The sequence below is a fragment of the Levilactobacillus angrenensis genome (genome assembly GCF_003946085.1).
Lineage (GTDB): Bacteria > Bacillota > Bacilli > Lactobacillales > Lactobacillaceae > Levilactobacillus > Levilactobacillus angrenensis.
This window is the reverse complement of sequence record NZ_RHOB01000038.1, coordinates 1-5,625: the sequence shown is the minus strand read 5'-3', so window position 1 is coordinate 5,625 and position 5,625 is coordinate 1. Positions and strand designations below refer to the sequence as shown.

General features: G+C 44.4%; 4 protein-coding genes and 1 pseudogene. 3 read left to right on the top strand and 2 right to left on the bottom strand.

The window, feature by feature from the left end; all coding sequences use genetic code 11:
• Positions 1-149 precede the first annotated feature (149 nt).
• Positions 150-1,949: a DUF5776 domain-containing protein gene (locus EKM83_RS12670; protein ID WP_125577921.1), complete on the bottom strand. Its 1,800-nt coding sequence runs from the start codon at positions 1,947-1,949 to the stop codon at positions 150-152.
• Between the two features lie 396 nt (positions 1,950-2,345).
• Here EKM83_RS12670 and EKM83_RS12665 point away from each other — a divergent pair, with 396 nt between their 5' ends.
• Positions 2,346-3,848 carry a DUF5776 domain-containing protein gene (locus EKM83_RS12665; RefSeq protein WP_125577919.1) on the top strand — a complete coding sequence of 501 codons (1,503 nt, stop codon included), beginning with the start codon at positions 2,346-2,348 and terminating at the stop codon, positions 3,846-3,848.
• Positions 3,849-3,996: 148 nt separating this feature from the next.
• Positions 3,997-4,227 (top strand): hypothetical protein, encoded by a 231-nt coding sequence (locus tag EKM83_RS12660; protein WP_125577917.1) that lies wholly within the window; start codon positions 3,997-3,999, stop codon positions 4,225-4,227.
• A 388-nt stretch (positions 4,228-4,615) separates the two neighbouring features.
• Here the strand turns inward: EKM83_RS12660 and EKM83_RS12655 are convergent, their stop codons facing one another.
• Positions 4,616-5,146 carry a hypothetical protein gene (locus tag EKM83_RS12655; protein ID WP_125577915.1) on the bottom strand — a complete coding sequence of 177 codons (531 nt, stop codon included), beginning with the start codon at positions 5,144-5,146 and terminating at the stop codon, positions 4,616-4,618.
• Between the two features lie 183 nt (positions 5,147-5,329).
• Between EKM83_RS12655 and EKM83_RS12650 the strand changes: the two are divergent.
• Positions 5,330-5,625 (top strand): annotated as a pseudogene (locus tag EKM83_RS12650) (ISL3-like element ISP1 family transposase); the annotation flags it as partial.

Below are 5,625 nucleotides of genomic sequence, written 5' to 3'. Positions count from 1 at the left end.
TTCTTTCTCTTGAAATGTGGTAGTGGATGGACATAGATCTGCGACTATATCCCTTTTTTGTACCCATTTTTACTCTATACAGTATACAAAAATATCCGCTGCCAGTAACCAATTAAGTTGATTACCAACAACAGATATTTTAGAACCCCTTATTTGACAACCTTCACGTACTTACTATTAGCGGTAATGTAGCCACCCGCTACCTTGTAGCGCTTGACGCCAGACACGTGGTGGACGTCGCCGCGGGAGTGGTTCCAGCCGTTGACCTTGATCACTTGGCCCGGTTGGTACGTCTTGACCACCTTGTTTAAGTTCACGTCCTGGTACACGCGGACCCGCGTCTTGGCCTTGACCTGCTTGACCAGCTTCGGCTTGGTTGGGGAAACGTACTGCTTGTTGCCAGTGATGTACGTGCCATCAGTCAGCCGGTAGCGCGTCATCTGCCCCTTCTTGGTCACAGCCTTGGCCGTCACCGCCGTGCCTTGCTTGAGGGATTTGACCTTCTGGTTCAGCGTCGTGGTCTTGTAAGTGTTGATGCCCTGCGGATTCGTCACGTACAGCTTGCGGTAGTGGTTGGCCCAGTACAGCTTGCCCACGTAGTTCGCGTTGGCCGTGATGTGCGTGCCGTCATTTAAAACGTACCGCGCTGCGCCAGTCTTGGAAGTCGTCTTGCCCACCACCGTGAAGACCGGAGCGTGCGCTTTCACCTTCTTGGCGTGAGCCTGAACCCGCCGGTTGTTGGTAAACGTTGCGTGGGAGTAGCGGTACAGCTTCTGCTTGCCGTAGACCTTGAATGGGGAAACGCTGGTGGTGGTATTGTTGGCGTTGCTGTTATTACCATTACTATTTTCGTTATTGCCAGCGTCAACATTATTATCTACGTCAGTACCGGAACTTGATCCATTACCTGGTCCAGCAGAACCATTATCCTTATCATCTGAACCGCCTGGATTTTTGCCTTCGCTAGTAGCGAGTTTGTATTTAATAACCACATCTTTTTCGCCTTCACCAGGCAATGCCTTAAACCGAACCCACTGATACTTTTTATCTTCAGCTAGTTCATACCCTTCGATTTCAGGAAATCTAATTTTAATTTTCTTTCCATAACCAGCGTGTTCTGAAGTGCTGTCTTGGATATCTTTGCCATCCTGGTCAACATATCGCACCGTCTTGCTCTGTTGATACTCACTAGAGATAAGCCAAATCACTTCAGAAGAGTCTTCTCCAGTAAACTTGATATTTTTCTTTGAGAGAACATAACCATCATAGTTTCCTGCATACTTCAGGAATTTCAGTGACATCGTATTCCCACCGACACCATTGAGAGTATAATTACCAGCCCTGGACAGTTCACCTGCTGAATCGGCTTTTTCTAGCTGAATATGGGTAGTTGAATTATTCCTTTGATATGGGACTTCAACGACAGCCGTCTTTCTAAACAGAAAACTAACTTTAAATGTTTCCTTTAGATTATTATCAAACGCTTCTTCGTCCAATGTGTATCCCATCTTGGAATCAAAGTCTGGTAATTTCCAAAGCGTTGTAAGCTTAAAACCCGTACCTTTTACAATATTATTTAGAAGATTCTTATTTTCACCTTCCAGGCTGGACTTCAATCCATAATACTGCATCAATAGTTTATAATCCTTCCCACTACTTTCCTTCACCCGTTTGAGCAACTCACTGTACTTCTTGTCGGTTACCTCAGTCTCTGGAATTTCACTATCTTTTAATTCAACTGATATGCTTCCCAAACTTTTCTTGGCATCCTTGTCTACAAGACTGAATTGTATTCTCTTATCAGTAAGTGTCTCTTCCGCCTCAGCCACAACACTAGTAGGATCCGAGCTCCCCTTATCACGACTACTCTTTGACCACATGTAGTTCCAGCCCATGCCGAACCCGATTGCGACCACTAATGCTAATAAACCACCTAGCCATTTTTTCATGATAATTCTCCTTTTCTAATTCATCGCCTTCATTCCATTAGATTTTTCTATGCCGTAACAATAACATTTTCATGATACGTTACGCTACCACAGAATTTTAAATATGGTGTACATCTATAATAATAAACTCTATTCAATTATCAACCATTAATGTAGAAACGCATCGTAATTATCGCGCAACGACTCTATAAAAAATTTAATTCGACACCACCACTTGACCTTCGACCTACTATCTCCGCTAAACCAAAAAAGCCCGCCACCCCAGCATCACCCAGTGCCAAACCAACAAGCTCACACCCACACCACCAACCACAGAAAGCAAACTAACCATACCAAGTCACCAGCCACCCCCAACCAGCAATCGACCACTACACTGAAACTGGGGGTGAATGAATCATGCGACACATCATTAAGCACATACTACTAGGACTCAGTACATTACTAATCGCCACTGGTATCGGTTCGTTGGCAAACGTCCAGCAGACAACGGCAAACGCCGACGAGACCACCAATGAGGTCAAGTGTCAAGTCGACACTATTTTTCAATCAGAGAACGATCCCAACATTACCAAGTCTACGGGAACCTTAACCGGCGACCTCAGCGATAGTTACACTCAAGGCTGCACTTACAACGACATCCTAAAGTCCTTAAGCGTTCAGCAACTTAAGCCGGGGTATACCCTCTATGACTTTTTAAACGCTTGCTTTGATTACGCAAACGGCATCACCGGTCCTGATGAAACGCTTGACCACATCAATGCCATGAGTAACGACATGTCTCAATACGACCTCAAGAAACTAGAAGCGATTAACGACGCCGACCTGTCTCTATTTCCCAATGCCTCAGTAGACATGACCGCTACTCGCGCCGAGGCTCAGCAAGTCGTGACCCCTAAATGGGACGCTGATAACAACACCTACTGGGTACCCACCTTCATCATCTACGTCGTCGACAACAACTACCAAATGACCATCAAGTACGTCCTGCCAAATGGCTCCCCGGCCCACGATGATGTTGTCGTGACCGGCTACGCGGGCAAAGCACCAGCCACGATTACCAGCCCCACTGACGTCAAAGGCTACGTCCCTGATCAGTCAGCGGTCAAGGTTAACTTCGCCAAGGAAGGCAAATACGAAACCGTGGTCCACTACGTCAAACCGAACCACCAAACCAGTCGCCCAGCCACCACTGATCAGGCCAGCCTAACCGCCAATAACGCCACCATCACAGCCGGCGACCAGGTAACCGCCGCGACTTTCAACGCTAAGGCCACCGATGCCACAGGTCAGGCCCTGCCAGTCACACTGGACCTCAATCAGGCCAAATTGACCCGCCCCGGCACCTACAAGATCACGCTCAAGGCCGCCAATGGCAAAACGCTAACGGTCACCCTGACCGTCAAAGCCGCCGAAGCTGCTCGCCCCGCCATCTTGCCGAAACAGTCCAAGGTGTACGCCCTCAAGATACTCTATCTGTATCAACACCCCACATTCAACCGGCACCAGCGCCTCGCAAAATACCCTAAGGCCAACCGTACTAAACGCCCGATGTTTGTGGTCACCAACTACGCCTACTCCAAGGCCGGCCGTCTGCGTTACCAGGTGAAGGACATCAATGCCAAGAGTAAAACGGCCGGCAAGACGGGCTACGTGACGGCTAAAAAAGCCTTCATCGCCCTGGCCTATTATCAACAAGCCGCTAAGCAGATCAAGGTTATTAGTAAAACCGGCATTAACGTCTACACTGATCTGAGTCTCACCAAGAAGGTCAAGCACGTGAAGACCGGCCGTATCCTAAAAGTCACCGGCATCCAGCACTATAACCTGACGACTCGGTTCAAGCTAAATAATAATCAATACATCACGGCCAACAGGAAGCTAGTTATGGTCACCAAGTAAGCCACAAAATTCCAGCCAATTCAAAAACGACAGCCCAAGCAGCTGCCGTTATAATTTTAAATTCAAGAATGTATACTTAAACTAGCCAACTGTAAAATTTATATGTTACGATTAATCTTATCAATAATTGAAAGAGGTCTTTACTACCATGAAAGAACAAAAGAATCGCCGAATCTTACCAGATGATCATACCCTTTACGAACACCTTAAGAGCACCATCACAGAGTTTTACTATGCCGAGAACCACGAATATCCCAACAATATGAGTATCGGCAATATGCTTTTTTCCCTTAACAGTATCCATACTGCTATGATCAAAAACGGATGGAGCCTGGGTTCAGAAGAAAGTGTCGAGCAATTTCTCGAGAGAATCGAGTGACCTTTCAAAGGTCATGCCAATGATTTCGAGGGTGCTGAAAAAGTTAGAAATTTAGGACTTATAAAAAGTGAATTCTCAAAAATTATGGTTTTATGATATTTGGTGTTGATGGAGAAATTCATCGACACCATTCTCGTATAGAGAAGAGGCATACCACCTCTGTACTACAATCAAGTCGACGAAAACCAATTGAAAGCGAAGAAAATGATATGTCCAAGGACAGTTTACAAAAAATCTCCTACAAATTAAAGATCAGAACATTAATAACCCCAAGGTTTTAGACGAATCACATGATACCTTACGCATTTACGTAGATCCTTTTCCCCTACGATGTGGCGAATGTGAAATACAAAATAAGAATCATCTTGCCTACAACCAAGATGCCGGCTTAATAATACTCGTGCTTTTCATTAGTTCTATCTACTAACGCTTCTAACTGTCGTTTGTTATTGCTAGTGATATTCAATGTCTTATCCTCTAAAATTTTCTTAGAAATAGTATAAATTAAGCTAGCAACATCCCTTCTGTCCTCCTTAAAAACATCCCGATCAAGGCTATCCTCGGCAAGCCTCAAACGGTTAACCCAATCTCTTTGGGTTTCACTACTAACTTCTGCATTATCATTGACTTCGTGTACAGCAAGATCCATTATAATACGACTCAAGCTCATCTTAATTTTTCTATCTGCGCTTTCACTCAAAATCGAAACTTGTCGCAAATTATATTTTACGACCATCTCATTTTCCAACTCTGCTTTCATTTTATTATACTGCTCCTTACTTGCCCTAAGTTGCAACCACATTAATGATGAAAAAGCAATTGATGTCAAGACAAGTACAATGGCGATAATAGCTAAATAATGATCATTAATAGAGTGTATCTGGTCAAAAAGATTCTGAATTACTTCATCTTTACTCATGTCAAAACCTCCATGGTTGTATTAACTATGCAAAAGTCACACCGTATTAAACAATTCTGCCAACAGCAGTTCAAAACTACAACTGCCATGCACAAATTTGCCTTGTTGTAGATATTAGCTGACTTATTCCTATCAGGATCAAGTTGAACTACCCGGCTTAGAACAAAGGGCGTTGTTCGTAATTATCTAGTAGATTTATCAATCCGTCCACCGGAAGATCGGACAATGGCTAGCATTGCCTCGCAATACAACGTCTCAACCAACACTGTAAGCCGCCAGTTAGCTGCATTGGGTAAGCAGACTCAACCTGCCTACAATGGTCTACCAGTTTCCCTATGCATTGATGAATTTCGGTCTACAGGTAATCAAATGAGCTTTATCGCCATTGACGCTCAAAAACATGATCTCGTCGCTATTTTACCAGGACGAAAGAACAAAAAAATCAAAGAATTTTTCTTGAATCACTATGACTTGAAGAA

What these genes read in the sequence shown, in the direction of transcription:
- EKM83_RS12670 (WP_125577921.1), bottom strand. Translation starts at nt 1,949, where the DNA reads ATGAAAAAATGGCTAGGTGGTTTATTAGCATTAGTGGTCGCAATCGGG.
- EKM83_RS12665 (WP_125577919.1), top strand. Translation starts at nt 2,346, where the DNA reads ATGCGACACATCATTAAGCACATACTACTAGGACTCAGTACATTACTA.
- EKM83_RS12660 (WP_125577917.1), top strand. Translation starts at nt 3,997, where the DNA reads ATGAAAGAACAAAAGAATCGCCGAATCTTACCAGATGATCATACCCTT.
- EKM83_RS12655 (WP_125577915.1), bottom strand. Translation starts at nt 5,146, where the DNA reads ATGAGTAAAGATGAAGTAATTCAGAATCTTTTTGACCAGATACACTCT.